At 52.5% G+C, this 26,221-nt stretch carries 21 protein-coding genes; 5 read left to right on the forward strand and 16 right to left on the reverse strand.

Going from position 1 to position 26,221, the window contains the following annotated elements; all coding sequences use genetic code 11:
• Nucleotides 1-547: 547 nt before the first annotated feature.
• The 5 genes from DDY07_RS10615 to DDY07_RS10635 all read right to left on the reverse strand — a co-directional run bounded on the left by DDY07_RS10615 (nucleotide 548) and on the right by DDY07_RS10635 (nucleotide 9,907).
• Nucleotides 548-4,474, reverse strand: coding sequence for a PAS domain S-box protein (locus DDY07_RS10615; protein ID WP_171695861.1), 3,927 nt, complete (start codon nucleotides 4,472-4,474; stop codon nucleotides 548-550).
• Nucleotides 4,475-4,523: 49 nt separating this feature from the next.
• A complete protein-coding gene (locus DDY07_RS10620; protein ID WP_171695862.1) occupies nucleotides 4,524-5,666 on the reverse strand; it encodes a PleD family two-component system response regulator in 1,143 nt (380 codons plus the stop codon).
• Nucleotides 5,667-5,900: 234 nt separating this feature from the next.
• On the reverse strand, nucleotides 5,901-7,382 hold the full coding sequence (locus tag DDY07_RS10625; RefSeq protein WP_171695863.1) for an N-acetylmuramoyl-L-alanine amidase: 1,482 nt from the start codon (nucleotides 7,380-7,382) through the stop codon (nucleotides 5,901-5,903).
• A gap of 9 nt (nucleotides 7,383-7,391) precedes the next feature.
• The gene (locus DDY07_RS10630; protein WP_171695864.1) at nucleotides 7,392-8,762 is read right to left on the reverse strand and encodes a hypothetical protein; all 1,371 of its coding nucleotides are present in this window, start codon (nucleotides 8,760-8,762) and stop codon (nucleotides 7,392-7,394) included.
• Nucleotides 8,763-8,866: 104 nt separating this feature from the next.
• Nucleotides 8,867-9,907 (reverse strand): M14 family metallopeptidase, encoded by a 1,041-nt coding sequence (locus tag DDY07_RS10635; protein ID WP_171695865.1) that lies wholly within the window; start codon nucleotides 9,905-9,907, stop codon nucleotides 8,867-8,869.
• 264 nt (nucleotides 9,908-10,171) lie between these two features.
• Between DDY07_RS10635 and DDY07_RS10640 the strand changes: the two genes are divergently transcribed.
• Nucleotides 10,172-10,528, forward strand: a complete 357-nt coding sequence (locus DDY07_RS10640) for an Imm51 family immunity protein (protein ID WP_033155298.1) — start codon at nucleotides 10,172-10,174, stop codon at nucleotides 10,526-10,528.
• Nucleotides 10,529-10,759: 231 nt separating this feature from the next.
• Here the strand turns inward: DDY07_RS10640 and DDY07_RS10645 are convergent, their stop codons facing one another.
• From DDY07_RS10645 to DDY07_RS10680, 8 genes are all read right to left on the reverse strand, one after another.
• A complete protein-coding gene (locus DDY07_RS10645; RefSeq protein ID WP_171695866.1) occupies nucleotides 10,760-12,190 on the reverse strand; it encodes a glutamate-cysteine ligase family protein in 1,431 nt (476 codons plus the stop codon).
• Between the two features lie 111 nt (nucleotides 12,191-12,301).
• Complete coding sequence (locus DDY07_RS10650; protein ID WP_171695867.1) at nucleotides 12,302-12,661, reverse strand: DUF4186 family protein; 360 nt, start codon at nucleotides 12,659-12,661, stop codon at nucleotides 12,302-12,304.
• Between the two features lie 10 nt (nucleotides 12,662-12,671).
• On the reverse strand, nucleotides 12,672-13,685 hold the full coding sequence (locus DDY07_RS10655; RefSeq protein ID WP_171695868.1) for a dihydroorotate dehydrogenase-like protein: 1,014 nt from the start codon (nucleotides 13,683-13,685) through the stop codon (nucleotides 12,672-12,674).
• Nucleotides 13,678-17,310, reverse strand: a complete 3,633-nt coding sequence (gene nifJ / locus DDY07_RS10660) for a pyruvate:ferredoxin (flavodoxin) oxidoreductase (protein ID WP_171695869.1) — start codon at nucleotides 17,308-17,310, stop codon at nucleotides 13,678-13,680. Before nifJ ends, DDY07_RS10655 begins: the two co-directional genes overlap by 8 nt.
• A gap of 306 nt (nucleotides 17,311-17,616) precedes the next feature.
• Nucleotides 17,617-18,159, reverse strand: coding sequence for a hypothetical protein (locus DDY07_RS10665; RefSeq protein WP_171695870.1), 543 nt, complete (start codon nucleotides 18,157-18,159; stop codon nucleotides 17,617-17,619).
• A 92-nt stretch (nucleotides 18,160-18,251) separates the two neighbouring features.
• Nucleotides 18,252-18,716 carry an SRPBCC family protein gene (locus DDY07_RS10670; RefSeq protein WP_171695871.1) on the reverse strand — a complete coding sequence of 155 codons (465 nt, stop codon included), beginning with the start codon at nucleotides 18,714-18,716 and terminating at the stop codon, nucleotides 18,252-18,254.
• Between the two features lie 168 nt (nucleotides 18,717-18,884).
• Nucleotides 18,885-19,256, reverse strand: coding sequence for a hypothetical protein (locus tag DDY07_RS10675; RefSeq protein WP_171695872.1), 372 nt, complete (start codon nucleotides 19,254-19,256; stop codon nucleotides 18,885-18,887).
• Nucleotides 19,257-19,324: 68 nt separating this feature from the next.
• Entirely contained in the window at nucleotides 19,325-21,082 is a 1,758-nt protein-coding gene (locus tag DDY07_RS10680) for a murein L,D-transpeptidase (protein ID WP_171695873.1), read from the reverse strand.
• Between the two features lie 382 nt (nucleotides 21,083-21,464).
• Between DDY07_RS10680 and DDY07_RS10685 the strand changes: the two genes are divergently transcribed.
• From DDY07_RS10685 to DDY07_RS10700, 4 genes are read left to right on the forward strand one after another with little or no spacing between them, the layout of a single operon-like run.
• Complete coding sequence (locus DDY07_RS10685) at nucleotides 21,465-22,754, forward strand: hypothetical protein (RefSeq protein WP_171695874.1); 1,290 nt, start codon at nucleotides 21,465-21,467, stop codon at nucleotides 22,752-22,754.
• 15 nt (nucleotides 22,755-22,769) lie between these two features.
• Nucleotides 22,770-22,985 (forward strand): DUF2905 domain-containing protein, encoded by a 216-nt coding sequence (locus DDY07_RS10690; protein WP_171695875.1) that lies wholly within the window; start codon nucleotides 22,770-22,772, stop codon nucleotides 22,983-22,985.
• Nucleotides 22,986-23,009: 24 nt separating this feature from the next.
• Nucleotides 23,010-23,513 carry a YqiA/YcfP family alpha/beta fold hydrolase gene (locus tag DDY07_RS10695; protein ID WP_171695876.1) on the forward strand — a complete coding sequence of 168 codons (504 nt, stop codon included), beginning with the start codon at nucleotides 23,010-23,012 and terminating at the stop codon, nucleotides 23,511-23,513.
• Between the two features lie 17 nt (nucleotides 23,514-23,530).
• Nucleotides 23,531-23,704: a rubredoxin gene (locus DDY07_RS10700; RefSeq protein WP_033155309.1), complete on the forward strand. Its 174-nt coding sequence runs from the start codon at nucleotides 23,531-23,533 to the stop codon at nucleotides 23,702-23,704.
• Nucleotides 23,705-23,723: 19 nt separating this feature from the next.
• Here the strand turns inward: DDY07_RS10700 and DDY07_RS10705 are convergent, their stop codons facing one another.
• From DDY07_RS10705 to hflK, 3 genes are all read right to left on the reverse strand, one after another.
• On the reverse strand, nucleotides 23,724-24,080 hold the full coding sequence (locus DDY07_RS10705; RefSeq protein WP_033155310.1) for a hypothetical protein: 357 nt from the start codon (nucleotides 24,078-24,080) through the stop codon (nucleotides 23,724-23,726).
• A 105-nt stretch (nucleotides 24,081-24,185) separates the two neighbouring features.
• A complete protein-coding gene (gene hflC, locus DDY07_RS10710) occupies nucleotides 24,186-25,151 on the reverse strand; it encodes a protease modulator HflC (protein WP_171695877.1) in 966 nt (321 codons plus the stop codon).
• Nucleotides 25,148-26,125: an FtsH protease activity modulator HflK gene (gene hflK, locus DDY07_RS10715; RefSeq protein WP_171695878.1), complete on the reverse strand. Its 978-nt coding sequence runs from the start codon at nucleotides 26,123-26,125 to the stop codon at nucleotides 25,148-25,150. The genes hflC and hflK overlap by 4 nt, the downstream gene beginning before the upstream one ends.
• Between the last annotated feature and the right edge of the window lie 96 nt (nucleotides 26,126-26,221).

Below are 26,221 nucleotides of genomic sequence, written 5' to 3' on the forward strand. Positions count from 1 at the left end.
CCTAAAAAAATTCCGGGATTCAAAGCAAAATTTTATTACTAACCTATACTGTAATTCGACGTTGCAATGACAATCTATTCTTTCGATATAAAAATCACATTATATCGTTTTAATTTAGAGGTTCCGTTCATTAACATGACAAATCGACCAGGTGATTTTGTCGGCTTTTGTTAGTGAGAGGCAAACCTCCTCCTAGCGACAGGGATGTTTTGATGGCGGGTTGCATAGACCCGCCATTTTTTTCGCCACCAGTCTGAGCACATCGGGGCAATCAAGCGATGATTATTAACCCCGCCACTAACTACCGTTCGCCTTAATGCCCTTGCGGGTACAGAACCTGCGGAATGCAAACCAGCCGGGGCTTCAACGAACTCTGCCTTTATGCCCCTGAGGATACGAAAGGGATAACGGTGTGCAATATAGGACCGGGAAATCCTTTCCTGGGATGATGACGAGCGGTCGCCCCTTAAATTTCGCCACTACCGTGAAAGCGGCCTCTCCGAGGCTGCGGACGACGTGGCTGATGGCATAAATAGTTTCGGAGGCCCTAACCAGCGACAGTCCGTTTACGCTGCAACTCCGCCAGAGTCGTTTCCAGCGCATTGGCCAAACCTTCGGCCAGTACCATCGCTTCTTCGGCCTGATCCTTGGCGGCCACCTCGGCTTGCTGCGCCAAGTGCTGTATTTGCTGAATCTCGAAAATGCCGGCAAAACCTTTCAAATTATGCGCGACAAATTTAATTGCGGCATAGTCGCGCTGCTCAGCGGCCAACCTTAGTTTATCGACGTTAGCCTGCTGCGCGCCGTCCAAGGCGTTGTCGATCAACTTGTCTATAAAGGCCTGACGACCGTCAAAACGCTGTTGCAAGACCTCCCAATCGATCAAGCCTTCAGTCGCTACCGCCACCATAGCCTCATTTGCCGCTTCCGGAATTTCAATTACCTCGGCAGCACCCCCCTTTCCGCTGGCGTGATCAGACACCTTGCTGATAGACACATGCTGCCGCAACGCACCAACCAGGGCGTTGGCATCGATGGGTTTGGTAACGCGATCCCGCATGCCCGTTTCCAGGCAGCGCTGCCGCTCTTCGGGCATGGCGTGTGCGGTCAAACCGATGATAGGTAAATCCGGCGCGATTTCCAGAATACGCCGCGCCGCCTGATAGCCATCCATCACCGGCATCTGAATGTCCATCAGCACCGCATCGAAACCGGTGTAGCCGGCTTCGTCCAGGCGATCCAGCGCCTGTTGGCCGTTTTCCGCAAAAGTCACCTGCGCGCCTTCGTGGCTCAACAAATCCTCCAATACCAAGCGATTTAAAGCCACGTCTTCCGCAGCCAATATTCTCAAACCGCGCAAGCGTCCGCCATTGTCCTGATGATAATCCGCTGAATGCTCGACACCGGCATCCGTCGCCGGTAGCGGCACAGTCAAAGTGAATTTGCTGCCTGTCCCCAAGGTACTTTTCACGACAATATCGCCACCCATCAAGTTGGCCAGATCCCGGCTAATTGCCAAACCTAAGCCGCTGCCGCCGAATTTACGGGTGGTAGAGTTATCCGCTTGCTGAAAAGCGGTAAACAGACGACCAATCTGCTCGGCGGTCATGCCGATACCGCTGTCCGTGACACTGATGTCCGTCATGTCTTTCTGCCAATAAATTTCCAGGCTGACATAGCCATGATTGGTGAACTTCACGGCATTTGACAATAAATTCACCAAAATCTGTCTTAAGCGCAAGGGGTCGCCAATCACCCATTCCGGCAAATCTTGGGGACGATGCACTATTAAATCGAGTTGCTTTTCCTTGGCACGCATATCCACCAGACTGATGGCATCCTGTATCAACGCATCCAGGCGAAACGGATGCTCGTCTAAAGTCATCTTGCCCGCCTCAATTTTGGAGAAATCCAAGATGTCGTTGACCACACTGAGCAAATGCATGCCGGCATCGTAAATACGGGCGCTATTTTCCTGCATATTCCGCCCGGCGTTATCGCGTAGGTTCATTTTGGCCAGGCCGATAATGGCATTTAATGGTGTACGAATTTCATGACTCATATTGGCCAGAAACTCGCTTTTCATATGCACCAAATGCTCCGCCTCCAAACGCGCGGCTTCGTGCGCTTGCTCTACTGCTTTGCGATGGCTGATGTCACGCATAACCCCAATGTAAGTGCTACCAAAATCATCCATCAATTCGTTGACGCTCAACTCTATCGGCACCAGCAGCCCATCCTTACGCTTGCCTTCCACTTCGATTCGCCGGCCGATCATCACCCGTTCCTTGGTATTGTCCAGATGCCGGCGCAAATAACCGTCATGCTCGGAATAGTAAGGCTCCGGCATCAACATCTTCACATTTTGCCCCAATAACTCGTCTTCCTCATAACCAAACAAATCGCTAATGGCGTCGTTAACCAACAGCATGATGCCTTTGTTATCAATCAACACCACGGCATCGGACATGGTCCGCAGTACCGCCCTAGTCCTGGCTTCGCTGGTCATCAGTGCCGCTTTGGCACGTTTGTTTTCGCTGATGTCGCGCACCGTGGCCTGCAGCACAATTTCGTTGTCGATCTCCACCCGGCTGAGTTGCACTTCGGCGTAAAAGGTTTCGCCGGTTAAGCGTTTGTGCAGCCATTCGAAGATCACCGAGCCTTCGGCGATGGCCTGCTCGAGCTTTTCATTGGCCAGCTCGGCGGATGATAGGCCGTTTGGTTGAAATTCCGGCGACAATGAGGCCGGGGTTTGCGCTAAAAACGCCTGCTCATCCCGGCAGGCGAACAGGTTGATTGCTGCCGTATTGGCTGAGATAAAGCCACGGCTGGCACTGAGGGTCATCAGCGCATCCCGCGACGATTCGAACAGCGCCCGATGCCGCTGTTCGCTGGCTTGCAAAGTGTGTATCGCCTGTTTTTGCGCGGAAATGTCTCTGATAAAGGCGCTGAACTCGACAGCATTTGCCAATTTGTTAGGGGTGATGGCCAATTCAATCGGAAATTCATGCCCGTCACGGTGCAGCGCCACCACTTCAATTCGCTGGTTCAAGACCGTTCCGCGCCCGGTATCCAAATAGCGCCGTATGCCTTGCTGATGAGCTTGTTGGTAACGCTCCGGAATAATCACATCATGCAACAAGCGGCCCAAGACTTCGGTGGCCGGCCAACCGAATATCTGTTCGGCCTGGCGATTCCAGCCATTGATAAAACCATCGGCATCCATCTGCACCAAAGCATCCAGAGCCGTATCAACAATACTGCGGATGCGAATCTCGTCCTCGCGCCTCGCGGCCAATAGCGCCGCAAAACCATCGGCCATTTCGTTAAAACTCTCCGCAACCTGCCCGATTTCATCACGCAGGGTTAATGGCATTCTTTGCTGAAAGTCGCCGCCGGCAAACGCTTTTGCCGTTTTCGCCAGCCTCTCCACGTATCGGCTCACCGCAAGATGGGCGCCAATCGCAAAATAAATGATCAGCATAAATATAAAGCCGGGGATGCCGATACTCAGCGCTAGCGTGGTTTTCGCCACGCCAATTCTGGCCTCGATCAGTTGTTCGGCTGCCGGGATAAAACTGTCGTAAATTTCCGCATACGCTGTATCCACCGCTAAGGTAACGGTGGAATGAAAGTATTCCGGATTGATGGAGAATTTTTCCTCCACAATATCGGCAATGACATGCTGAGTAATCAGCCTGGCTGCGTTGACAATATTTTCCCTGGTGGTGGCGAGTATCGGGTGCAATTCCGGTTTATAGCGTTTAAAGTCGTGAGTCGTTTCTTCAATGACCCTGATGCCGGATTCGATTCTGTCCTTAATCAGGTAAATTTCGATTTTTTCCTGAGCGCTAATCTGCTTTTTGGCCAGTATCCCAATGCCATACGCACGCAATTGCGCAACGCCTTCCAGGGCCTTTGGCATTTGCTCGGTTACCAGCATGATCAGATGGTAGGAATCCAGATTCGAGTCGGTGAACAACAAGGATTCCTCGCCAATCAGTTCTTCTAAATCCAATAACTTCTCGACCAAACGGCTGTGTAAGCGGTAGCTTTCTTCAATGCTTTGGTTGGCGGCGTTTTGCCGGAGTTGCTCCCAATCGTTTTTTATATCCGCGTATGCCGAAGCGGTCAACGAATCCGCCGCCAGCGTTGGCCCCAAAGCCGATAAGGCCGCAGCAACTTTGGCTTCCGATACGTCAAGTTTATCGCGCAAACTCTCTATGCCGCCGAGCACCGCCACGGTAATGCCGCGATGCTGCTGCACAGATTGCATGGTCTGCGTAATATGCTTGATTTGTAACAGTCCCTGAAGCTCGCGCTCTGAATCCAATATCACCCGGTTCAGACTTTGATAAAGAGCGTAAAACACCACGGCAACCGCCAGCAACGACAGAAAACCTATCACCACAAACTTCTTGCTGAAACTCAATCGATTCATCAGCGCCACAGCGGGCGAAAACAAAGCTTGCATAGGCAATCCTCGGTGCGAATATTAGGTCGGTAGCGATTCGGACGGGTATTTAGCGGCTATCTTGGGCCGATAACAGCAAGGCTTTTTGTTTTTCGACAATTTGGTTCAGCCGCAAGGCCAGCTTGTTATCGTTCTCGAACAAGTTGTCCATTTGCGAAGTGAGTTCGTCCACGTAACCGTTCAGCAAAAATTCCTGGCTATCGGTCAACCCCAAATGAATAAAGGCGCTTTCCATGTTCATTTTGTGCTGTTCGGCTAAATTCACCATCTGCGAGTGATTACTTTGTTGATTGGCCTCGATCTCGATCAATAAATCGGTCAACTCTCTCACGCCTTCCAGGCGGGCATTCGCTTCCTGTAGACGTTGTTGTTCGCTGATCATCGCTTCGATACGGGCACCGGCACCTTCGGCAAGTATCGCCAGATGATCGCGCAAGCGGCCGATCGCATCCGGATCGTCGGTATCCAGGCCGGTCACCAAGAGCGTCACGTGCGGAAAATTAAACACCAAGCGATCACCGGCCTGATAAATCCGGCCCAACTTAGCCACGTAGGTAAGGATGGAGGCTTCGAGCGGCGTACAGATTGTTTCCGGACTAAAGTCGTATTCGTTCACCGTATCGGTCAATTTCACCAAACCGTTTAGATCGTATTGCTGCAAGGTCTCGATTAACAAACTACCCAATTGCTGAAACGTCACGCATTGAAACGATGAGCGTAAGAACTGCAATACCGTGCCGGTTTCGCCCAAACTGGACATAGCGGTAAATGCGGTTTTTTGCGCGTAAGACAGTTGCGATTGCAGTTGCCGTTTTTGCTGCTCGGCTTCGATGGCCAAATCGACCTTGCGCAGCAGCACGTCTTTTTTGGCGTTTTTCGGAATAAAATCGTTACCGCCGGCATCAAATGCGGTCAGTAAAATCTCCAGATCGTCGTGGGCAGACACAAACATGACCTGCACATCGTCATTGCCGTCAGCGCGAATCTGCCGACATACCTCGATACCGCTAAGGCCCGGCATTTCAATATCCAACAAAATCAGATTGGGGGCCAAATCCATGGCGGCCAAACATTCCTCGCCATTGGCAAACTCGTGGATTTGATAGTCATGTCCCTGCAATTGATCGGTTATGACCAAACGCAACAGAGCATCGTCATCCACTACAAAAATACAGAACGGTTTTTCGGGCATGATATTTCCTGGGTTGCTGGATTTGCGGGTGAGGCGATAGCGTGTGCCAAATAAGCATAGCGGTCCGGGCCAAAATTGCCCGACCGCTTAGTTAAACCATCTTAACAGCCGCAGCGAACATTCATGCCGGCGGCCGGGCAGAACTGTGACGGCCGCATCGGTTGTGAGAATAAGCTTGTGATGAGGCGCCAAAAATACCTGATCACCAGCGGGATTGGCGTATACAAGCGCGAATCAGGCGCCGTGCGCATTGGCAATAGCCAACGCCGCCCAATCGAAGGCTGGGCCTATATCCCATTTATCGCTGCGAAAATTCACATGACTGGCGATACCGGAATAGCTCTGAAAAAAATCCAGATCGCGTTCAAATTGCTTGGCTTTGGGAGGCAAGGTTTTCGGTATGGAAAATCGCCCGCATAAATCGTTCAGCAGCAAGCGAATCGCCTGCACCTGCTGCGCGGGAAAAGTAGCGAAATACTGCTCGCCCCGATAGCTGGTTTGCCTATATTTATCGGTTTGGGTTTTGTCGCAGTATCGAGTACCGAATAACTGGGTTTGGCCCCGACGCGGCGGCCACCAATTCAAGACTTCCGGATTATCCGGCGCCGGCCGCAATGGCCCCACATTGGCAATTTCTATCGCTATTGAGCGTTGATCCAGTCGGCCGTTAAAACCCTTCACCCCCAGATGATAAGCCCACTGCGTCGGATCGAACACTTCATAGACTGTGCCGTCGACATCCACCAGATAAGCTGCGGCAATATGTTGGGCATCGCCGATCCAGGTATCGAACGCCGACTTGGCAGACGAACCCGCCGTGAAGTGCAAAACAATCAGATCTTTTTTCGGCCGCTCGGGAAAAAACTGCCCAGCCGGCAAACGGAATCGGGAGCGATTGATCTGCAAACCGGCAACCGCAGCGGCAGCTTGGTCACGGAGCAGCATAGTATCGGTACTCGCCTCGTCTTCGTTCGGCGTTAGCAATACCCGCGGATTGGGCCGATCTGTGGCCCCCGCCCAGAAAAAACAATTGTCTTTATCCTGATACCAATAGCCGTTGCCGGACACCACATCACCTGCCGTAAAGCTGACGACATCGACTTTACTGCCGGCATCCAAGACACGCAGCACCGGTGCACTGACAGACGCGCGACTGCGGAGATTTACTTTACTCAGCAAACCGATTTGCTTGCCAGCCACCAAATCGGCTGCCGGATCCGGCAACGCAGTGGCAATCAGCTGGGCAATATCGACACGGGCAGCGGGGCAGTTTACCGAGGCGCGAATTGCGCTATGCGACAGCACATGATCCGCATCGACGCTAATCCGCCAGCGGTCGGCAATTTCCCTGATTAATTTCGAGCATGCCGCTAATTGCGTGGCCGTAGGCGGGCCAAGCACCGACACTTCTAAGGCAACACCAATCGAGAAAAAATTGGGATTGGTGTTGGGTCGCTGCTTGATAAATTCGGCAGCCGGATTGACCACCAAACCGGCATGAAATGCCGTGTCGGCTTCCTGGACGTATTGATGAATCTCTCCATTGTTGCCGATGGCATAATGCACAGACTGCAACGCGCCCGGCTTGTTGTAGCAGATAGCGGCATTCGTCAAGCTGCCATCAGTCGTATGCAAAACTATAATTTCCGGTTTGAAGCCTGCCGGGCGGCCGGTCCGAAAATTACCCGGCGCGCAGCCTATCCATTGCTTTTCCATACGGCCTCCTCAGCCCTGCGCCTTCAGATCGCCACGTTCGCCGTGTAACGGATTGGATGCCGGCAAAGTGCCAGGGGTTTGAGGTTCGCCGCCCGCAGTCTGCGTGGTTTGGCGGATTGCTTTCTGCTCATCATCCTTGCGGGCAAGGCCGGAGCGCAATTGCACCAGCTTACTCAATGCGTTATACCAAAACGGCCCGCCCAGACTCAGTAGAAAAATCGACAAAATCAAACCGGGAATACTCACCAGCTTCCAATGCTTACACCAAGCATCCCGGTCAACCGGCAAACTGATCAAGCCCTGTTGAGCTAGAAAATTCAGATAATACTTTTGCTTTTCCTGATCGATGCCTTCTTTGGCTGTAACAGTCTCGTCAGCCGAGGTCTCGGTATCCTGCTCTCCGCTAGCTTTGGCAGCGGCTGGTTCAACTGCATCCTTTAGTTGCGGATCTTCGGTTAGCGAAGGGGCCAATGCCACAAAAGTCGCGCGCATTTGCTCGTCCATAGACAGCCGATTGATCAAATACACGGTGTCCAACTGCAACGCAATCGCTACCAGGGCGGCGCTGATCACGCTGACTACGCGGGTGGTGGCGGTAAATCTGACGCTGACCCGGTCAAGCAAATGGTCAAAATTCAGACAAATGTTCGCCAGAAAATCGCTGGATGCTTCTTGTAACAAGGCATTAGCCTCACGCACGTCGTGCGCCAGTTCAGGGTTGGATTTTTCAAATTCCAGCGCCAGCATCCGCGCGTTTTTCAAGGTCGTGGCCGGATCTTCGATACCACTGTCGTGCAGCACCGATTTCAACTTGTCCAGCAGATCGATTTGTCCGGCGACGATTTTCTCCAACTGCTGAAACTGTTGTTTTTTGGTTTCGGCTTTTTCTTTTTTGATCTTGGCAAGCAAAGCTTGAATATCCAGGCGCTTAAAAAACAACGGATATTCCAGGAGTTTGCTCTCCAGGGCCTCCGTGGCTTGACCAACATTGATGGTTTTATTGGCTAGCCTCGCTTTGATCTGTTCGAATTCCGTTTTGATCGACACATCGTAGCCAGCCGCTAAATCCAGCAAAATCTTGATAAATTCTTCGCGATGGATCACTTCGCCGAACTGAAAAAATTGCAACCACGCCGGCAGTCGGCAGCGACAGCGGCCGCCGATAGTCCGTTGCGTCAGGGTTAAGGCGGCGATGGACTCGGCCTCGGTTCGGGAAAAGCGGGCATCCAACAATTCCAGCAAGTCGGCCAAACCGGTGCGCAGATTGCGGCCGCGGCTGGCCAGTAAATTTAAAATGCCCTGACTAATTAAGGTCACCGCCATGCTGACGATCAACATCACCACCGATAAACCCAGTAACACGTCGAGTGACTTCAACATTATTCTTCTCCTTTGGAAGGCCGTTGCGGCCGAATGAATCTAACATTCCCGCAAAGGCGGCGTCCAGGATTTTGGTTTTTAGCGCTTCCCGCCGCAACACAAACTCAAATGCCAGTCTCCACAGCCAAGCGCTCCATCAAATAACACAAACAATCCTGGCGGATGACTCGTTCGTCCAGCGTTAGCATGGACGGCATTGTTTGCCGCGTGACTTGCACCTGGCCATCCGTAACAGTCAGAAATTGCTCCGTAACCGGCTTACCGTCGTTGTCTTTGGCAATCAAGGGCATCCTGGCGCAGTCGGTTGTGCCCAACACCGTACCAGCCGGAATCTCCGTGAAATTCAGACTTTCCAATTCCGGATCAAGGCGCAGATCGGCCGTAGCATCGCTAAAGCTATAACCGACATCTTCGGCAACAGTCACTTGCGCGACCGTGTGATAAATATCCACATCCTGCTTCGCAATCGGCTGGGCCGGAAATTCATGCAAGTGCAAGCAACTGTCCAGAAACTGAAACGCATGTTCAGTACCGTGCGGCTGGCCCGGCCGGCCACATTCCAAAGTCACCGCCGGGCAAAACTCGGCAAAGGCGCTGGATTGGGTTCCCTTGGGATGGGTGAAATACACCAGCAAACGGCCGAACAACGCGCCCAGATGCAGAAAATCCTTACCCAATTTATTGATACAGGCGTAATGCGGATTCAAGCCGGTATTGTTGTGCACATCCACACTGGCAAACACTCTGTGTTCACGCATAATCTGGCAAATCTGTGCCGCCCAAACCATCTCTGGCGACTCGGGTAACGCTGTGCCGGGCCAGATGCGGTTGAAATCGGGTTGGCCGTCCAGTCGTCTTAAATTGAAACGCGCCGCCTGTGTGTTGCCGAAAAACAGCGTCAAGCCGCGCGGCAAGCTTTGGCCGTGATATTTTTGCAGCAGCTTTTGTACTGCCAGAAAGCCGGTGGATTCGTTGCCGTGCAGCAAGACCGAGACAAACAGGGTTTCCGGGCGTTTGCCGGGGAGGTGGAAAAGCGTGGGTTCGGGGATTAGGGTGTGTAGGTTATTAACCGAAATATCCAGCAAACCGTTTGGCAGGCTGTCGAATTGTTTGGGGATGCAATTGGCGCGTGAAATCTGTGGCATAACGAATTTAACTGATTTGCTTGGAGCAATTCTATCGTTATTTTCAGGCTGACATAAATGAAACCGGGAAAACCACCTACACTTACCCGGCCACAGCCTTATTAACCCGGCGCTATTTATCCCTGGTGCCCCGTTAAGGCTGAGCTCGTCGAAGCCTGAGGTGGCTGACCCTTCGTTAAACTCAGTACCCTCAGGGCAAAGGCGAATGGCATTTCCGATCTACGCACCCGCTAAATTTCACTAAATTTACATCCCGAGGTCCTTATGGATAAAGACAATACAGACAAGACTACCTATGCGCCGTTCATTCTTCTGGACTCGGGAGAATACCGGTCTCTAATACTTTCCGACCAGGATATGGTTGAGAAATTGCATGTATTCGAAGAGCGGGCTGACGAAGGCTGGAATGGCAACGGTTACGACTGGAACTCAATTGCTCAAGTCATACTATTCGAACAACTGCCCGATTTACAAGATGAGCTCGATTTTGATCCGGAGGCCGGAATGTTTTCCGCGCAAGGATCACGTTCCGCGCTGGAACGTCTCGGAAAAGCAATGTCATTGGCCTTTAACAACGAAGAGGTACTTCGAGATCTGCTGTCACGGGCTGAACTTGATTGATCGGTTGGCGTAGATCGCGTGTTTATCTTTCCAATGCCCCGGCTTCACTGCCTTTAAGCTAGGTTGGGACCGTCCCTTCTCCCTCTGGGAGAAGGTTAGGATGAGGGGACCAATAAAGCCTCTTGCCTTATTTTATTCTCCTCACCCCAACCCTCTCCAACAGGAGAGGGAGCTTTTTCTTAACTTAATGGCAGTAACGACTGAGCACCGAAAAGATGATGTTGCAGTTATTCATATTCCCCATGCCGAAACCGTTTCTCCACTCCGTTGCCGCTGCAAATAAACCCGCGTCAGCTCCGCAAATTCGCCCGGATTTTCCTTGATAAACCGCCGCTGCCAGTGGCTGCCGGTCTGTTGATTGGCTAGGCGCTGGCGAATCACATCCAGATAATTCTCACAATCAGCAGTGCAGATGCCTAAAGCCTGCAAGCCCTGAACGGCACGCGGCAATAACTCATGCTCTATCAGCGCCGCCAACCGCAGTTTATGTTCACCAAACCAAACAATATGGCTGTCCAAACCGTGCCGCGCGGCTTGATAAAAATTATCCTTGGCCTGGGCGAAGGATAACTCCGCCCCGCCCGCTTGCCGTTCGTCGGCCAAATTTTTCACCAGCCCGTAATAAAACGCAGCATTGGCGATCATATCCAACACGGTCGGCCCGGCAGCCGGCGTACGGTGTTCAATGCGGATATGCGGGGTGCCGTCGGCATCGAAACCCACCAGCGGCCGGTTCCAGCGCCAGATCGTGCCGTTATGCAGGCGTAAGTGTTGAAACGCTTCCGGCGCATCGTCGAAATACTCCGGCAACAAAACCGGAAAATGCTGCTGGTTCTCGACAAAGCATTCCAGGATCGAATGTCGGGCAAAATCGGAACCGAAACTGACCCGGTGCAAGGGCCCGTCCGCCGCACCGGCATAACCGCCGGTGGCAATGGCCTGTTCGAACAAGGGAATACGGGTTTCCGCCCAGAGATCCTTACCGAACAAAAACGGTGCGTTGGCGCTCACAGCCACCATCGCCGCCGAGGCGATGATAGCCGCGTTATACACATGATGAGCGATGCTGAGCGGGCATTGGATATGCAATTGAAACGAGGTGGTGGCGGCTTCCAGCATCACATCATGATGCTCTATTTTCAGATGGTCATGCCCGCATATATCCAGCAGAATCGGCCGGCCTCGGCAGCGCAAAATCTGTTGATTCAAGGCCCGGTAGCGATTCATGTCCGACATATTGCCCAGATGCAGATCGCTTTGCTGCAAGGTTGGCAAGGTGCCTATCGCCAACAAATGCAAATCCAGTTGCCGGGCGTGCTGTTCGGCTTGCTGCCAGGTGTTTTGCAAATCCTGATGCATGCGGCTGAATACGTCGCCGGTCAACGCCAGCGGTAGCGTGTTCAGTTCGATATTGAATTTGGCCAATTCCGGACCGGCCATAGGGTGGGCAAAAGAGTGCAGATAGGCCTGATTCATCGGTGCCGGCCGCATGTTGTCGTCCAGCAGCCAAGCTTCGATTTCAAAACCAGCCACCGGCTCGGCTTCCGAACAAGCGCGGCTGTTAATCAGCCGGCCAAGAAGTTCGGTTTCTGCGGCTAGGCGCTGGCGGAAACTCTGAAAGTCGGCATCTTGATAGATTTCGGCATGAATTTCTTGACCCATGACATTTGCGCTCGTAGTCCGGCGGAATAGCAGTAAATAGTAAGATCGTTACAGCTAAAGCACGAATTTAATCCATTTATGCGAATTACATATCTGCCGTTTTCTGGCTGACTAAATATCGGTAACAGCAATCCTTAACCACCGCTCCAACACCTTACAAACATAGGTTTGTTCGTCGTCACTCAACTCCCTGCCTTGCGGAATTTTATGCCATTTTTCCAGGCACCCCCGGCAGCAGCAAGCTGTGGCGTGTTGCGCCACAAACACCGGATGACCGCGAAATGGGGTTTGTTTGCCGTCGTTGCGCGGCTCGGCTGCGGCCAGGCGTTTGCCGATAAAGTCTTGGGCATGGCTTAATACCGTTTCCAGGCCCTTGATGCGCAAATAATCCAGATCCTTGCCGTGCAGACGAAACTGGCTGCGAAACTTGGACTTAGCCAAGCCGGCAAATAGTTCGTCCAAGTCCCGCACGGTTTTGACGCTATCTCAACACACCGGCCGCTGGCGTATAACTATCCAACACATGAATGTAATTAGCTCGCTCATATGCACTGGGGTCGATGGCATGTTGTTGACTGACGCTACCTTTTAACTGACTGACGGAGTCGTATTCGTGTTCGATCAGCCATTGCTCCAATTCCGCGCGAATCTCGCCGAGTTTGCCCACGCCTTGCGCCAGCAATACACTGCACAAATGCACGACGTCCGCACCCGCCAATAAGGCTTTGATCACATCCGCGCTCTGATGAAAACCGCCGGTTACCGCCAGCGACATTTTTACCCGACCATACAGCAAGGCGGTCCAGCGAATGCGCAACAAAGCTTCGGCTTGGGTGGATAACTGCAATTTCGGCACCACTTCCAGCGTTTCCAAATCAATATCCGGTTGATAGAACCGGTTGAATATCGCAATACCATCGGCGCCGGCCGCTTCAAGGCGTTGTGCAAAATGTATCGGCGAACTGAATTGCGGACCAAGTTTCAAGGTCAACGGCACGCTCACCCGGCTTTTTAATTCCCGCAGAATATCCAGATAGCGGTTTTCCACCGTTTCGCTGCTTTCATCGGCATTAGCCGCCAGGTGATAGATATTTAACTCCAGCGCATCGGCCCCGGCTTGCTGCAAGGCTTGGCCGTATTCGATCCAACCGCCTTGGGAAATACCGTTCAGGCTGGCGATCACCGGAATATGCAAGCTGCTTTTCAAGCGCTGCAGATTTTCCAGATACTGCTCCTGGTAAGTCAAAATCTGCTCAGGCACCGGATGAAAGGAATCGGCCTCGCCGTAACCAATGCCTTGCCCGAAAAAAAACCGCTCCATCTGCTGCTGTTCGGCTTCGATTTTTTCTTCAAACAAGGACGACATGACGATGGCCGCCGCGCCGGCATCTTCCAGGCGCCGCGCACTATCCAAATCCTTACTCAGCGGCGACGCCGAAGGTACCAAAGGATGCGCCAGTTTCAGGCCCAAATAATTTGTCGTTAAATCAACCATGTTGGCTCTCCTGGGCAAGATCGGCTTTCAGTGCGGCTTTGGCGGCCGCGACGCTGGTGGCATCGCTCCATTCCAGCGCGGCCAGTTGTTGATAGTAGCGGTAGCGGTTTTTCACGTCCTGCTGCGCTTGTTTCAAAAACGCTTCGGCGTGGTCGGGATGGCTTTGCCAGAGCATGCTGAAGCGCGTTTCGCTCATCACAAATTCGCGCAACGGCACCGACGGCTCCGGCGAATCCAGTTGCATCGGATTCTTGCCCTGTTGGATGCGGCCCGGATTGAATCTAAACAACGGCCAATGCCCGCTTTTGACTGCCAGATTTTGCTGTCTATGGTTATTGGATAAATCCACACCATGGGCAATACAAGGCGCGTAAGCGATGATGATGGACGGGCCATTGTGGGCTTCGGCTTCCAGGAAGGCATTCAAGGTTTGCGTGTCCTTGCCAGCGTAGGCCACATGGGCGACATACACATTACCGTAATCCATCGCCAGCAAGGCCAGATCTTTTTTCGCGGTAGCCTTGCCGCCTGCCGCGAACTTGGCCACTGCGCCCAGCGGCGTGGATTTGGAGGTCTGGCCCCCGGTATTGGAATACACTTCGGTATCCAAAACCAGGATATTGACGTTGCAACCACTGGCCAACACATGATCCAGACCGCCGTAACCGATGTCATAAGCCCAGCCGTCGCCGCCGATAATCCAAACGCTTTTCTTGCACAGATAATCCGCTAGCGGTAACAGGGCTTGCGCTGCAGGTTGCTTTAGCGAGGGTAAATGCTGTTTCAATTCAGCGACACGTTGGCGTTGTTCGTAAAGGCCGGCTTCATCGGATTGGTCGGCTTGTAAAATGGCATCAACCAATTCGCCGCCCAAGGTTTCCCGTAACGACACCAGCAATTCGGCCGCATGTTCGGCTTGTTTATCGATCGCCACTCGCATGCCCAGACCAAACTCGGCATTGTCTTCGAACAAGGAATTATTCCAGGCCGGACCGCGGCCGTCGGCATTTTTGGTCCAAGGCGTGGTCGGCAGATTGCCGCCGTAAATGGACGAACAGCCGGTGGCGTTGGCTACCACCATGCGGTCACCGAAGAGCTGCGAGGCCAGTTTTACATAAGGGGTTTCGCCGCAGCCAACACAAGCGCCGGAGAATTCGAACAAGGGCTGCAGCACCATAGAACCCTTGATGGTGTTGGTTTTCAGCTGCCGACGGTCGTATTCGGGTAAGGATAAGAAGTAATCCCAGTTTTGGCTTTCCGGCTCGCGCAGCGGCCCTTGCGGTTGCATATTCAAAGCCTTGCGACTAGCGTTGGATTTATCGCGGATCGGACAAATATCCACGCACAAACCGCAGCCGGTGCAGTCTTCCGGCGCCACCTGATAACTGATCGACAGGCCGGCAGGAAAATCTTTACCCAGCATCGCCGCGTGCTTGAAGGTTTCGGGCGCATTGCTCAAGGCTTCGTTGGGCACGATTTTGCTGCGAATCGCCGCATGCGGGCACACCATCGGGCATTTGCCACACTGGGTACACAAATCGGTTTCCCAGACCGGAATCTCCAGCGCCAGATTGCGTTTTTCGTAGGCAGCGGTGCCGGTCGGGAAGGTGCCATCTACAGGCATTGCACTGACCGGCAAGGCATCGCCACGGCCGGCGATGATTTCACCGGTGACGCGACGAATAAATTCGGGTGCGCTGTCGGCAATCAACGCGGCAATATCGAAACCGCTGTCGGCCTGTTTCGGTAACGGCACATGGCGCAGGCCGGCCAGGGTTTCGTCGATTGCTTTGAAGTTTAAATCGACGATGCGCTGGCCTTTTTTGCCATAAGTTTTTTCCACAGCGTGTTTAATCGCGGCAATCGCCTGTTCCTGCGGCAACACCCCGGAAATCGCGAAAAAACAAGTCTGCATGATGGTGTTGATGCGTTTGCCCATGCCGGATTTTTCTGCGACCGCGTTGCCGTCTATCAGATAAAACCTAATTTTCTTATCCAGCATTTGCTGCTGCATCTTGCGCGGCAAGGTTTCCCAGACTTCATCGACCGACGCCGGGCTGTTCAACAGAAACACCGCTTTGTCGGCGGCGTTGGCCAACATATCGTAGCGTTCCAGGAACACGGTTTGATGGCAGCCGATGAATTGCGCGTCGTTCTCGCCGATCAAATACGTGGAGCGAATCGGCTTTGGCCCAAAGCGCAGATGCGAGACGGTAATCGCACCGGACTTTTTCGAGTCGTAAACAAAATAGCCCTGGGCGTATAAATCAGTTTCTTCGCCAATGATTTTGATGGTGTTTTTATTGGCACCCACCGTGCCGTCACTGCCCAAACCGTAAAACATGGCCTGAAAGGTTTGATCGTGGGTATCGGTGCGGTAAGCCGCGTCCCAATCCAAACTGCTGTGACTAACGTCGTCGTGAATCCCGACCGTGAAGTGGTTCTTGGGTTTAGCATTTTTCAGTTCGTCGTAAACCGCCTTGATCATGCCCGGCGTGAATTCCTTGGACGATAAGCCGTAGCGGCCACCCACCACTTTAGGCAGGCTGGTAAATTTTTCGCCGTCGCTGAAGGCTTGGGCTACGGCAGCCAATACATCTTTGTACAAAGGCTCGCCGTCGGCACCCGGTTCCTTGGTGCGATCCAATACTGCGATTTTTTGGCAACTGGCCGGCAAGGCGTCGATCAAATGCTGCGGTGAAAACGGCCGGAACAACCGTACTTTCAACAAGCCCACCGCTTCGCCCTGGCGATTCAGATATTCCAAGGTTTCTTCCACCGCTTCGGCGCCGGAACCCATAATCACGATTACTCGCTCGGCTTGCGGCGACCCGACGTATTCGAACAAGCGGTATTGACGGCCAGTCAAACCGGCTAGCCGGTCCATGGTTTGTTGGGCAATCTCCGGCAACGCGGCGTAGTAAGGATTAACCGATTCCCGGCCCTGGAAATACACGTCCGGGTTTTGCGCGGTACCACGTAGCACCGGCTTATCCGGCGTTAAGGCCCGGCCGCGATGCTGGCTGACCCAGTTGTCGTCTATCATCGCCCGGATGACGCTGTCGTCGATCTCAACAATTTTGGCGACCTCGTGTGAGGTGCGGAAACCGTCGAAAAAATGCATGAACGGGATGCGGCTTTGCAAAGCCACGGCATGCGCTACCAACGCCAAATCTTGCACCTCTTGCGGCGAGTTGGAACACAACATCGCGTAGCCCGTCATCCGCGCCGACATCACATCGCTGTGGTCGCCAAAGATCGATAAGCCCTGGCAAGCCAGTGAACGGGCGGCGATATGAAACACGGTCGGGCTCAGTTCGCCGGCGATTTTGTACATATTCGGCAGCATCAACAACAGGCCTTGCGAGGCAGTGAAGGTGGTGGCCAAGGTACCGGCTTGCAGCGCGCCATGAATGGTGCCGGCCGCGCCGGCTTCGCTTTGCAGTTCGACTACACGAGGTACGGTACCCCAGAGATTGGGTTGATCGCGGGAGGCCCATTCGTCGGCCCATTCGCCCATCGCCGAGGACGGGGTAATGGGGTAAATTGCGATCACTTCATTGAGTTTATAAGCAATGCTGGCCGCAGCCTGATTGCCGTCGATGGTGAGGGTTTGCTTTTGCATGGGATAACCTTTTCAGGAAATAAAACGGGGGGCCGTCGGGCAAAGCCGACGGCTTTTTTATGATGCTCTAAGCATAGTCAAAAATTGCCTGACTAATTTTTAGTCAATTTAAAGATGTCCCAAACAGGACGGGCGATTGGCTGGTTTGCTCACGATTTGATCACAAGTTTATCCACAACTTCTGTGTATAACTGTACTTTTGGACAATGGCTGCCACCGAAAACAATAGCCTAAAACCCATAGACTCAAGCTACTTATTCCTCCCCCGACGGCTTATCCGCCGCCTAACAGTCTCAAACCCTTCGTTTATTCTGTCCAGTCGTCGCGCAGTACGATAGGCATCACTTTATCTTCGACTGCAATCACGGCCTTATTCAGCACCACCAATTGTTTATCCTCGACAAACTGCACACCCAACATATAAAAAATCGGCCCCCAAAACGGGTTGATCATCAAGCCGCCGAGTATGCTTTTCCCAGTACGTTGCAAATTTTTTAATGGGTTAAAAGCGACAGCCAGCGTTTGCTGGGGATGCTCGGCAAATACGTCGGTGATCGGCTTAAAAGTCTGTTTATCCCGGCTTTCCAGTTCATCCAAGGCAACCGAAAGCTTGCGAGCCATTTTGTAAAAATGCAGACGCGCCGCAGTCGCCGATACCGCGAAGGCAATCGCCATCAGCGGCAACAGAATACTGGGCGGCAACAAGGGAGCGAAAGCCGGCGCCAGCAATACCAAGCCATATCCCAACATGACGGTATCTTCACCGCGTTCGACATCGCGGTCCAGATTTTTAACGATAGCAACCACTTGATTGCCGGACTGATCCAAATAACCTTTGTCTTGAGCCATATTCGTCTCCTTCAGGTTGAATGTGCAGGGCCTTGATTAGATGCCTGCGGTTAAAAAAAGTCAACTGTCAAACCGATACCAAATTGCATGCGCTACGGCCCGCCAACGCCCCACTTTGCTTGCAGATAATCCCGGCGCGTATCGAAAATACACTGCAACTTATCGCCGATAAAGCCATGCAGCAATTGCCCCAGCCAACCGAAAGGCATCGTATAAAACACGATATCTTCCAATACGATGCCGTCCTCGCAAGGTCTTAGGCAGACTTCATGGCTCCAGAATCCAAATGGGCCGACGGCTTGTTGATAGACAAACCGGTTCGGCTTATCGCAGTGGCTGACTTCCGACAACCAGGACATGGGTACACCCAAAACCGCCTTTATCCGGTAACGGATCAATAAGCCAGGGTAAATATCGTCGGGCACCGGCGAAGTAATATCGACATGAAAAAACTCCGGCGTGATTTGATTTAAATAGTGCGGAGAGGAAAAGAAGGCCCACGCCTGCTGCTGACTGAGCGCCAAGCGTTGCTGGCGGTGGATGTGGTAAATTTTCATGATACTGGCGGACGACGATGCTGAGTTACTGCGATAGCCAGCAATCTACCGTAAAAAAATTTTTGCGGTAGTGCTGCTTATGCACCGCAGTCACGCGGATACGAGAGTCCGGTCATCAGAACACTCGGAGGTGAGGCAAGATCCGGGTAAACCCAAACAAACCGAAGATTATAGAGTCTTGCCGCTTTCTGCCTTGATTTCAGCAATTAAATCGCCGAGGTTTTCGCGTTGTCTCAGCACGAAATTTCGGCTTTCCACGGCGGTGCGACTACCCAGCACAATGATGTCCTTGCGATGTTTATGCGCTAGATAGCCGGCCAGCAAACCACCGGAGAATAAGGCAAGCGGATGGCGGATCAGTGCACGGGTGATGCTTTTGCTGGCGTGCGTCAACCCGGAAATCACGATACCCATTACCACACCTTTGACCAAAATCTCGCCATTGGTCGGCGGTGCCATTCTGCCTTTCTTGCCTTTGCGCGCCGGCGATTTCTTAACTTTCTCGGTAACCGCCTGGTTTACTATTTTTGCTTGCGTCATGTCCCTGTCTCCCAAAAAACCACACTCCGGATAACAGCATAATCCAAAACCGTTAAAACTGAACCCTATTAACCGCCGCCGGCATTATTTACTGCTTTACTGACTAATTGTTGTTTAGCGCCCGGATTGGCGGCTTTGCTCAAAGCAGTCTGCAACAATTGATCTTGACCGTAAATATCCGGGTAAAAGCGCGGTTTATCATCAAGACCCACAAAAACAGTGGTATAAAAAAACAACACTGGTATCGATTTTTTCAGAGTAACTCGCTGGGTTTTAGGCCCGGCCATGGCCTGCTGTATGGTTTGTTGGTCCCACTCGCTTTGGTCGCCCAGCACAAATTCCGCCAGCTTTTCAGCCTCCGCCACTCTGACGCAGCCGTGACTGAGATCGCGGCGATCGCGATTAAACGCGGCTTTGCCCGGCGTATCGTGCAAATACACATCGGCTTTGTTCGGAAAAATAAATTTCACCCGCCCCAAGGGGTTGCTGCTGCCGGGTCGCTGCCTGGCGCGCACCCGCCCGCTCTTGATTTCGTCGACGATGCTGTCCTGATTTTCCTCTTCATCGTCGTCGGCGTCACGTCCCACCAATTCTATATCCTGATTCGCCAGAAACTCTTCATCGCTCACTAGCTTCGGCAACATTTCCTTGTCCATAATGCTTTTCGGGATATTCCAATACGGCATGAATTCCAGATATTTCATGTCCTCCCAGAGTACCGGCGTCTGATTTTGCTCGGCTTTGCCGACGATGACTTTCATCGTCAGAGGCTGTTGATCGTCGCGAGAACCGAAAGCCCATAACTGAAACGCCGGAATATTCACAAATATCCTCGGCCCTTCCGGCAACTCCGGCATCCAACGCAAACGCTCCATGGCTAATTCAAGCATCGCAATTTTTTCGGCCGGCGTTTGATTCAATAAGGCCAGGGTCTGCTTACCGATCACCCCATCGGCTTTTAAGCCTTGTTGCTGCTGTAAGCGTTGCACTGCTTCCGTCGCGGCCGCATCGTAGAAATTTTCAGTGTTGCCGGCACCGACAAGGTCTTCCGTTTTCAGTACACCCAACTCCGCCAAACGCCGACGCAACTCGGGCAATTGCGCGTCTTGCTCGCCTGGGCGCAGCGATTTCGCCAAAAGCAGTTTTGGCTTCTGCGCCTCGGTATTTTGCTGACGATAAGCCGCCAACAAAGTCTTTAGCTGCTGATATTGCTTGAGTTTTGGCGCCAGCGCCGCCGGCAGTTCGGCAAGGGATTGTTGTTGAATATGTTGATTCAGCGATACCGCAACCTCGCTTGCCGATTTGGCGGCAAACTGTGGGGGATAATTGAAGTCGCGCGGATCAACCCGGCCAAGATGCAGATCATGCGCGTAATGCACCAATGCTATCGACAAAGCCACGTCGTAAGAGACCAACTGCGTCGTTGCAGTGTGTGGCAGCGCAGCGGCTTGTTGTATGTAGCCGCGCAAACGCTCGACTTCGTAAACGTCCGGATTTAAACCATCGACTTTGGCATTGCTTAGCAGGCTTAAAGCGTCGTCGCGATTTTTCGCGGCTCGACCTTCCCCCAGCCAAATCAGCTGGTTGGCATTCATCTGATACAGCTGTTTCAGTGCGTCGCTATACTGCGAAAAATCCGCTTGCGACAGCAAAGGCTGCTGTTTGCCGGCTAGTAACGATTGTATGGCTTGCCCTACGGAAGGCTCCGGGCTCTGGCTGCTGGCGGATTGCGAAAAACCATACAACAGCATCAGTACCGTCAGCAGATACGGTGGAAAGTTACGTCTGGTTGTTTGATTGATGCGTGATACGGCTTGCTGCGTCATGATTTTTGCAAGTTCAAATTCGGACAAAGGTTGCCATATTGACAAAATACGGGCTCAAGTTCTAGTTTTGCCCGATAAAAAGGGCTTAATGCCATACAGCTCACCGATCATTGCCGCACCCTAAAAAATTACGGCTAAGGTGATGCTGCTACCGGCAAAATACCGTGCAGTCTCAAGTTTCACAAGTTTGGATCAAGCTGTTCTGAACATGTCGTTCAGCATGTACGCTAGCTAACAAAATAAGCTCAACCGCCTGTTTGTAAATGATTTTTGCCGATCTAGCGGGTATCTGTATAAGAATTTACCGATTAACGGACAGGCGTATCGCGCTAGAATAGCGGCGTAAATTCTGTTTCAGCACCCATCCACGCCTATCGTTTTCATGCATCCCCATCCAGAACCTGAGCAATCCCCTAACGCCAGACAGCTGAATAGCGATTGCCGCTGCTCGTCGCTAAATCGCACAGCGCTGCGTCGTGAACTGAACAGGCTGGATGGGAACGGCGATTTGTATCGGATGATTGCGGACGAACGGCCGAATTTGTTTGCCGAGTCTGCGGTGTTTATCGATCAAGCTTGCCTGGATCAACAATTGGCAATCATCGCTGCACTGGAACGGGTAATTGCCTTGCCGGCGTATCAACAACAGGTACTTACATACGCTCCGGACGCGGCACGATTTTTAACTAAAGCTCATGGCGTATTTCTAGGCTACGACTTTCATCTGAGCGCCGACGGCCCGAAACTGATCGAAATCAATTCCAATGCCGGCGGCGCGATGATTAATGCGTTATTGATTCGCGCGCAAAACAGCTGTTGCGAAATCGCCGGCAACCAGCAGCCTGGCACACTTAAATTGCCTGGGCAGGATACTCAGCCAGCCGAAACCTTATTTATCGACATGTTTTACCGGGAGTGGCGCGCGGAGCGTGGCTTGGCGCCGCTGCGCAGCATTGCCATTGTCGATGAAGACCCAGAAAATCAATACTTGTGGCCGGAGTTTCTGTTGTTTAAACAGTTGTTCGAGCAGCATAAAATCAAAACCGTAGTCTGCGACCCTAAGGCTTTGCGCTATCACGACGGCGCACTTTGGCACGGTGATCTGCAAATCGATCTGGTTTATAACCGCTTGACCGACTTTGGCTTGGAATCGCCGGAATGCCGGACTTTACAGGAAGTCTATCTGGCCGGTGCGGTATTACTGACACCGCACCCCAGAAATCATGCGCTGTATGCCGACAAAAGGAATCTGGTCTGGCTAAGCAACGACGAGTTTCTGCGTACAATCGGCGTCGATGAGCACACCCGAACACTATTGCGAGAAGGTATCGCCCACACGATGCTGGTTGATGCGCAGAATGCCGATCAGTTCTGGGCGGAACGTAAGCAGCTGTTTTTCAAACCCGCCAGAGGCTATGGCAGTAAAGCGGCGTATCGCGGCGATAAATTGACCCGGCGCGTTTTCGAGGATATTTTGCAACACGATTATGTAGCGCAGACGCTGGTAAAACCCAGCGAACGGCATCTGGATGCCGGCGAGTTAAAACTGGATTTGCGCCACTATGTCTATCAAGGCCAAACCCAAGTGCTCTGCGCCCGCCTCTACCAAGGCCAAACTACCAACTTTCGCACGCCAGGCGGCGGTTTCGCGCAAGTGGTAGTCATTCCGTAACGCACAGGAAAAAAGATGGAACCCGGCAAAGCGTTAATTATTATCGGCTCGGCCATCCTGGTGCTCGGCTTGATTCTTAATTATGCCCCTTGGTTGGTGAATTGGTTCGGCAAACTGCCGGGGGATATTCGGATTCAGAGTAAAACTAGCTTCGTGTTTATACCGATTACATCGATGATTGTGGCCAGCGTGCTGATCACGTTACTGGCCAATTTATTTTTCAGAAAATAAGCTTTCGCACAGCGAGAAAAAATCATGAGCAAACTGGTGATATACAACCACGGCAAGGACAGTATTCCCTGGGGCGAAAAGCCATTGGCACTGGCGGAGGTCGCCAAACGCCAAGGGTTTGAATTTATCAGCCCGGATTATCAAGCCAGCAACGATCCGGACTGGCGCGTGCAACAGCTATTGGCGCTGGATGTATCGGGATATGAAACGATAGTGCTGGTGGGCTCCAGCATGGGCGCTTATGTTTCGACCGTCGCGGCGGAAATCATCAAGCCGAAGGGTTTGTTTTTGATTGCGCCGGCATTCTATTTGCCAGGCTATGCGCGTACCGAGTTTAAGCCTAGCACCGCCAACATTGAGGTCTTTCACGGCTGGCAAGATGATGTGGTACCACCGGAGAACGCCTGGCGCTTCTGCCGCGAACATCACGCGCGTCTGCATATATTGGATGCCGACCACCGCTTATTAAGCATATTGCCGATAATGGCGACTGCTTTCTCGCGATTTCTCGGCGATTTTGCAGCTTAACACCCAGGGAAAATCCAATGAGCGATTACAAAAAATACCATTGCCAGGAATGCGAACACATTTACGACGAAGCCAAGGGCGACCCGGATAGCGGCATAGCACCCGGCACCCGCTGGGAGGACATCCCCGACGACTGGGATTGTCCGATTTGCGGCGCGCCGAAAAGTTTTTTCAAGTTACTGGAATATTGAGCGCTCCGATCAGGCAATCTCAGTACATACCATTACCGAGCAAAGCCCCGGCGGCGGCACCAATGCCGGCGGCAATCGGGTCGCCATTTCCAAGCTGATAGCCCATCGCACTACCGACCATCCCACCCAACAAACCTTGCGGCGAACGCTGGTCGTAGCCGTAATAAGCCGGTGGCGGTGGTGGCGCGTAATACCGGGGAGCCGGCACATATTCAACGACCGGGGCGGGTTGATAATAAACCACTTCTTCCCGGTACATCGGCCGATAATGCCCGTGATGATGGTGGCCATGATGATGCCCCCAATGCTCATGGTCGGCCAACGCAGCCGACGACACCAATAAACCCAAAACGATGACTGTTGTTGTTTTTAACATCGCAAACCTCCTGTTAAACAATTATTTGCTTGCGATAAAGTTTGCCGTCCGTAGCTTAATTTTTGCTTATTGGCGATACAAACAGCAGCGCCGTTTTGGCGGCTATCAACGATTCTTTTGCTCCACCCGCTTCAACAGGCCAAATAAATCACTGTTGGTAGACAGCACTATAGTGGCGTCGCCGTCTATCACTTTGCGATAGGTTTCCATGCTCTTCAAGAACTTGTAAAACTCGGCGGACTCGGACTTTTGCCCATAGGCTTTGGCGTAAATTTCGGTGGCCTTGGCATCCGCTTCGCCTTGAATTTCCTGCACGCGCTTGTAAGCGGTGGATTCAATTTCGTTGATATCCCGGTCCCGATTACCGTTAATTCTGGCTGCCTCGCCCTCGCCTTCCGAACGGAAACGCTGGGCAATTTGCAAGCGTTCGCTGATCATCCGTTGGTGGATGCGCTCCAACACTTGATGGTTGTAATTGATGCGTTTAAAGCGCACATCCAGCAGTTCGATACCAAATTCCGCCAATTTCGGCGCTGCGGCATCGAACACATCTTTTTCGATTGCCGCCCGGCCCACCCGAATCGGCCGCAGCACCCCTATGGTGCCTTCGCCGGTCAACGGCCCCAAACTTTCGTCTTGCAAGGGTTTGCGATCTTTGTCAGAACGCACCACTTCGATCAATTCATGGCGGGCAATCGCGGTGCGGGTCTCGCTACCTAAAATATCTTCCAACCTTGATTGCGCGCTGCGTTCGTCGCGCAATCGCAAGTAATATTGCATGGGCTGGGTGATGCGCCAGCGGGCGAAGGTATCGACTTGTACATAGGTCTTATCTTTGGTGGACATTTCCACCATCGGCCCATCCCAGGCCAGGTAACGCTTATCGAAGCTATTGATCTGCTGGGTAAACGGGATCTTGAAATGCAAACCAGGGCTGGTAATCGGCTCGCCGACCGGTTTGCCGAATTGGGTGATGATGACTTGCTCGGTTTGATCGACAGTAAACACCGATTGCCACAGCAAAAACCCCGAAACTACGATTAACAGCCAGGTTCTTATCGATAAATTCATTTCACTACTCCCGCTGCCTGACCAGGAAACGGCAACATCGGCAATATTTGCTGCACCGTGTCATCGACAATAATTTGCTGGCTGGCTTGCGGCAACACCTCGCCCATGGTTTCCAGATAAATCCGCGCACGGGTCACGTCCGGCGCTTTTAGATATTGTTCCAATACCTGATTGAAAGCGGTGACATCCCCTTCCGCTTCGTTAATTCGTTTAAAACGATAACCTTCCGCCGCGCGAATCTTCTGGTCCGCTTCACCACGTGCACGCGGCACGGCTTTGTTATATTCGCCATTAGCCAAATTGATGACATTCTCTCTATCTTGCTGAGCACGATTCACTTCATTGAACGAGGGCTGTACCGGCTCGGGTGGATTCACATTTTTGAGCTGTACCTGGTTAATTGACACCCCCAATTGATAGCGCTCGGCCAACAAGCGTGCTCGCGCCAGCACGGTTTCTTCAATTTCCTGTCGACCGATGGTGATGATTTCATCGACAGTGCGATCACCGACCACTTCCCGCATCACGGCTTCGGAAATATCCCGCAAAGTCACACCGGGGTCGCGGACCACAAATAGATATTTTTCCGGATCGGTGATCCGATATTGCACGATCCACTCGACCAGCGCCGAGTTCAGATCGCCGGTGACCATAGACTTTTCCAAAGCCGGCTCGTCACTGATTTGATCCGGGTTGGTGAAGCCTGCCGTGGCAAAGCCAAACTCCAGCTTCTGCTGACGCTGAGTCGGCACGGTGATGACGCTATCCACGCCAAATGGCAGTTTGGCATGCAAACCGGATGGAACTTTTTCGATGTATTCGCCAAAGCGCAACACAATCCCCTCTGACTCGGCCGGAATGGTATAAAACGACATGCTCGCACCGACCAGCACCGTGATGAGAATCAGAACCGCCAAGGGCGAAATCGGCAGCGAATCGGGCAGATTTTTAAAAAGGGGATTGACGTCGTTCAAGGGCTGACTCCGTTAAGTCGGCGGAAAATCAAGATGCAAGGCATTGCCAGTCACCAGCACCGCCGAATTTAGTAAACAAGCATGGACCCGGTCCAC

It is taken from the genome of Methylomonas sp. ZR1 (assembly GCF_013141865.1).
In the GTDB taxonomy this organism is placed as follows: domain Bacteria; phylum Pseudomonadota; class Gammaproteobacteria; order Methylococcales; family Methylomonadaceae; genus Methylomonas.

Bases quoted from the DNA above. Each gene is read 5' to 3' on its own strand.
- DDY07_RS10615 (WP_171695861.1), bottom strand. From the start codon at position 4,474: ATGCAAGCTTTGTTTTCGCCCGCTGTGGCGCTGATGAATCGATTGAGT.
- DDY07_RS10620 (WP_171695862.1), bottom strand. From the start codon at position 5,666: ATGCCCGAAAAACCGTTCTGTATTTTTGTAGTGGATGACGATGCTCTG.
- DDY07_RS10625 (WP_171695863.1), bottom strand. From the start codon at position 7,382: ATGGAAAAGCAATGGATAGGCTGCGCGCCGGGTAATTTTCGGACCGGC.
- DDY07_RS10630 (WP_171695864.1), bottom strand. From the start codon at position 8,762: ATGTTGAAGTCACTCGACGTGTTACTGGGTTTATCGGTGGTGATGTTG.
- DDY07_RS10635 (WP_171695865.1), bottom strand. From the start codon at position 9,907: ATGCCACAGATTTCACGCGCCAATTGCATCCCCAAACAATTCGACAGC.
- DDY07_RS10640 (WP_033155298.1), top strand. From the start codon at position 10,172: ATGGATAAAGACAATACAGACAAGACTACCTATGCGCCGTTCATTCTT.
- DDY07_RS10645 (WP_171695866.1), bottom strand. From the start codon at position 12,190: ATGGGTCAAGAAATTCATGCCGAAATCTATCAAGATGCCGACTTTCAG.
- DDY07_RS10655 (WP_171695868.1), bottom strand. From the start codon at position 13,685: ATGGTTGATTTAACGACAAATTATTTGGGCCTGAAACTGGCGCATCCT.
- nifJ (WP_171695869.1), bottom strand. From the start codon at position 17,310: ATGCAAAAGCAAACCCTCACCATCGACGGCAATCAGGCTGCGGCCAGC.
- DDY07_RS10665 (WP_171695870.1), bottom strand. From the start codon at position 18,159: ATGGCTCAAGACAAAGGTTATTTGGATCAGTCCGGCAATCAAGTGGTT.
- DDY07_RS10670 (WP_171695871.1), bottom strand. From the start codon at position 18,716: ATGAAAATTTACCACATCCACCGCCAGCAACGCTTGGCGCTCAGTCAG.
- DDY07_RS10675 (WP_171695872.1), bottom strand. From the start codon at position 19,256: ATGACGCAAGCAAAAATAGTAAACCAGGCGGTTACCGAGAAAGTTAAG.
- DDY07_RS10680 (WP_171695873.1), bottom strand. From the start codon at position 21,082: ATGACGCAGCAAGCCGTATCACGCATCAATCAAACAACCAGACGTAAC.
- DDY07_RS10685 (WP_171695874.1), top strand. From the start codon at position 21,465: ATGCATCCCCATCCAGAACCTGAGCAATCCCCTAACGCCAGACAGCTG.
- DDY07_RS10690 (WP_171695875.1), top strand. From the start codon at position 22,770: ATGGAACCCGGCAAAGCGTTAATTATTATCGGCTCGGCCATCCTGGTG.
- DDY07_RS10695 (WP_171695876.1), top strand. From the start codon at position 23,010: ATGAGCAAACTGGTGATATACAACCACGGCAAGGACAGTATTCCCTGG.
- DDY07_RS10700 (WP_033155309.1), top strand. From the start codon at position 23,531: ATGAGCGATTACAAAAAATACCATTGCCAGGAATGCGAACACATTTAC.
- DDY07_RS10705 (WP_033155310.1), bottom strand. From the start codon at position 24,080: ATGTTAAAAACAACAACAGTCATCGTTTTGGGTTTATTGGTGTCGTCG.
- hflC (WP_171695877.1), bottom strand. From the start codon at position 25,151: ATGAATTTATCGATAAGAACCTGGCTGTTAATCGTAGTTTCGGGGTTT.